Annotated in this window: 2 protein-coding genes and 1 pseudogene; 2 read left to right on the plus strand and 1 reads right to left on the minus strand. The window is 59.1% G+C overall.

The features are described from left to right. Positions 1-600 (plus strand): annotated as a pseudogene (locus AAC035_RS19865) (arsenical-resistance protein); the annotation flags it as partial. A 122-nt stretch (positions 601-722) separates the two neighbouring features. Continuing rightward, positions 723-1676: a magnesium/cobalt transporter CorA gene (gene corA / locus AAC035_RS19870; protein WP_339806857.1), complete on the plus strand. Its 954-nt coding sequence runs from the start codon at positions 723-725 to the stop codon at positions 1674-1676. A gap of 182 nt (positions 1677-1858) precedes the next feature. Here the strand turns inward: corA and AAC035_RS19875 are convergent. Further along, on the minus strand, positions 1859-3379 hold a 1521-nt coding region (locus tag AAC035_RS19875; protein WP_339806858.1), incomplete at its 5' end, for a 3'-5' exonuclease.

Genomic DNA, 3379 nt, shown 5'->3' on the forward strand with positions numbered 1-3379 from the left:
GCCTACACGCTGGTCCAGGTGTCCCTGAACGACATCATCATGTTGTTTGCCTTCGCGCCCATTGTGGTGTTCCTGCTGGGCATTTCCGACATCCAGGTACCCTGGGATACGGTGATCCTGTCGGTGGTGCTGTATATCGTGATCCCACTGGTGGCCGGCTATCTCACCCGCCGTACGCTGATCGCCCGCCACGGGCAGCAATGGTACGACGAGGTGTTCATGAAACGCCTGAGCCCCATCACGCCGGCGGCGCTGATCGTCACGCTGGTGCTGCTGTTCGCCTTTCAGGGCGAGGTGATTCTCAACAACCCGCTGCACATCATGCTGATCGCCATTCCACTGATCATCCAGACGTTCCTGATTTTTTTCATCGCCTACGGCTGGGCCAGACTCTGGAAGGTACGCCACTGCATAGCCGCCCCCGGCGCCATGATCGGTGCCAGCAACTTCTTTGAACTGGCGGTGGCTGCCGCCATTGCCCTGTTCGGCCTGCAATCCGGGGCGGCACTGGCGACGGTGGTGGGTGTGCTGGTGGAGGTACCGCTGATGCTGGTGCTGGTGCGCATTGCCAACAAAACCCGGGACCAGTTTCCGGCATAGGAAACCGTTTCCGGCATAGGAAACCGTTTCCGGCTGTCGTTAATTCTTAACCAGAGAATGAAACTATTAACGTAACCTACTAAACTGAAAAGAATACTTATACTGCCCTGAGGTTAATAACAGTGCTCAGACTTTTCCGCTTTGATAACAGCCTGATCCACGAGCTGGACATCCCCCCGGAAGACCAGCTGGCAAGGCTTTCCGAGGCCCACTGGATTGATGCCCAGGAGCCGGATGAGCGGGAGCGCGCGATACTGCAGAGACTGCTGCGCACAGACATCCCCGAGTTCGATGATGTGGAGGAAATCGAGGCCTCCGCCCGCTGCTTTGTGGATCAGGCCGGTATACACGTGCACTCGCTGTTTCTGACCCAGAGCGAGGGTCGCCACAACACGGTTTCCGTGGCCTTCATCCTGCAGAAAGGCTACCTGATCACCATTCGCGAGGAAGAGCTGGCGGATTTCCGGCTGTTCCGGATGCGGGCCCGTCGCGGTCAGGTGGAGGCCTCCAATCCCGCCGAACTGCTGGTCATGCTGCTGGAGCAAAAGGTGGAGAACCACGCCGACGGCCTGGAAGATCTGCACCGCCAGCTGGAGGACGTCAGCCACCTGGTGCTGGAGGATGAGGAGGCGGAGCTGGATGAGGCCATCACCCGGCTGGCCAAGCTGGAAGACAGCAACGGTAAAACCCGCCTCTGCCTGATGGACACCCAGCGCAACATTTCGTTTCTGTTGCGGCATCTGCGGGGCGAGCCGGGGTTGTCAGAAAATCAGCGGGAGATCATGCGGGATATCGAAACCCTGATGTCCCACACCACCTTCCTGTTCGACAAGATCAACTTCCTGATGGACTCTACCCAGGGCTTTATCAATATCGAGCAGAACCAGATCATCAAGATCTTTTCCATTGCTGCGGTGGTGTTCCTGCCGCCGACTCTGGTGGCCAGCATTTATGGCATGAACTTCATGCTCATGCCGGAACTGCAATGGGATTTCGGCTATCCCTTCGCCATTGGTCTGATGGTGTTGGCGGGCATCGCGCCTTATCTCTTTTTTAAACGCAAAGGCTGGCTGTGATTCTGGTGTAGCCTGGCATCCGGGAGGGCTTTCCAAAACACGCTCCTTGCGGCACATCCCTGTGTCGCTCGGGCTCCGCCATCCATGGCTCCGCACGGTTTTGGAAAGCCCTCCCGGACACCAGGCCCGAACATGGTTCAGGGCTCCAAAACGAATTCTTTCAAATCAAGCCAACTAACTACTTAGCAAGCTTCTAATGGCGCGTAGGCCAATACCAGCCACTTGGCGCCCTCGTCAAAATTGACCTGTACCCGGGTGTGGTGACCGGTGCCTTCGCTGTTCATCACAATACCCTCACCGAATTTGGGGTGGCGTACCCGCTGGCCGAGGCTGAAGCCGGCCTTTTCCATGGGGCCGGCATCGAACAGGCGCTCGTTGGGGCGCTGGGCCATCATGGGGCGGGTGACGGTGTTGCGCAGGCGCACTTCCTGTATGCAGTCCGACGGAATTTCGCGGACGAAGCGTGACAGGGCGTTGAATTTCTCCTGACCGTAGAGGCGACGGGACTCGGCGTAGGTAATGATCAGCCGTTTCATGGCCCGGGTAATGCCCACGTAAGCCAGCCGCCGCTCTTCTTCCATCCGGCCCGGCTCTTCCAGGGACATGCCGTGGGGAAACAGGCCTTCTTCGACGCCCGCCAGAAACACCAGCGGGAACTCCAGGCCCTTGGCGGAATGAAGGGTCATCAGCTGCACGCTGTCTTCGTGGGAGTCCGCTTGGGATTCGCCGGCGTCCAGTGCCGCCTGGGCAATGAATTCCGCAAGCGGGTCCAGTTCGTCTTCCACTTCGAAATCCGCCAGGGCATTGACCAGTTCTTCGAGGTTCTCGACCCGGGCCTGGCCCTTCTCGCCTTTCTCACTGGCATGAAATTCCTTGAGGCCGCTGAGCTCGATGGTGTCTTTCATCAGACCCTGCAGGGAGGAATGCTCCACCTTTTCCGACAGGGTGCGGACAATATCCAGAAAGCTCTGCAGCCCGGTTCTGGCACGACCTTTCACCTGGCCTGCATCCAGTGATCGTTCCGCCGCCTCCCACAGGGAGATACCCTGACCGGTGGCCAGCTCCCGCAGGTCCGCCAGACTTTTCGCACCGATTCCCCGGGTCGGGATGTTCACCACCCGCTCAAACGCGGCGTCGTCCCGGCGGTAGTGAATCAGCCGCAGATAGGCCAGGGCATTGCGGATTTCCTGGCGGTCGTAGAATCGCAGGCCACCATACACCCGGTAAGGAATGCCCTGGCGCATCAGGGATTCTTCCAGCACCCGGGACTGGGCATTGGAGCGGTAGAGTATCGCGCTTTCGCTGCGCAGGTTGCCTTCAGCCACCCAGGTGCTGATGGTATCGCCGATGTAGTTGGCCTCGTCCATTTCATTGAAGGCGGCATACAGGCTGATGGGCTCCCCTTCCGGGCCATCGGTCCAGAGCTCCTTGCCAAGGCGGCCCTGATTGTTGGCGATGACGGAGTTGGCCGCCTTCAGGATCATCTGGGTGGAGCGGTAGTTCTGTTCCAGTCGCACCAGGCGGGCGTTGGGAAAGTCCTGCTGATACTGCTGGATGTTCTCGATTTTGGCGCCGCGCCAGCCGTAGATGGACTGGTCGTCGTCCCCCACCACGGTGATGGGCACCCGGTTGCTGGCCAGTATTTGCAGCCAGGCATACTGGATGGTGTTGGTGTCCTGGAACTCGTCTACAAGAATGTGGCG

This window comes from uncultured Marinobacter sp., from assembly GCF_963974375.1.
Lineage (GTDB): Bacteria > Pseudomonadota > Gammaproteobacteria > Pseudomonadales > Oleiphilaceae > Marinobacter.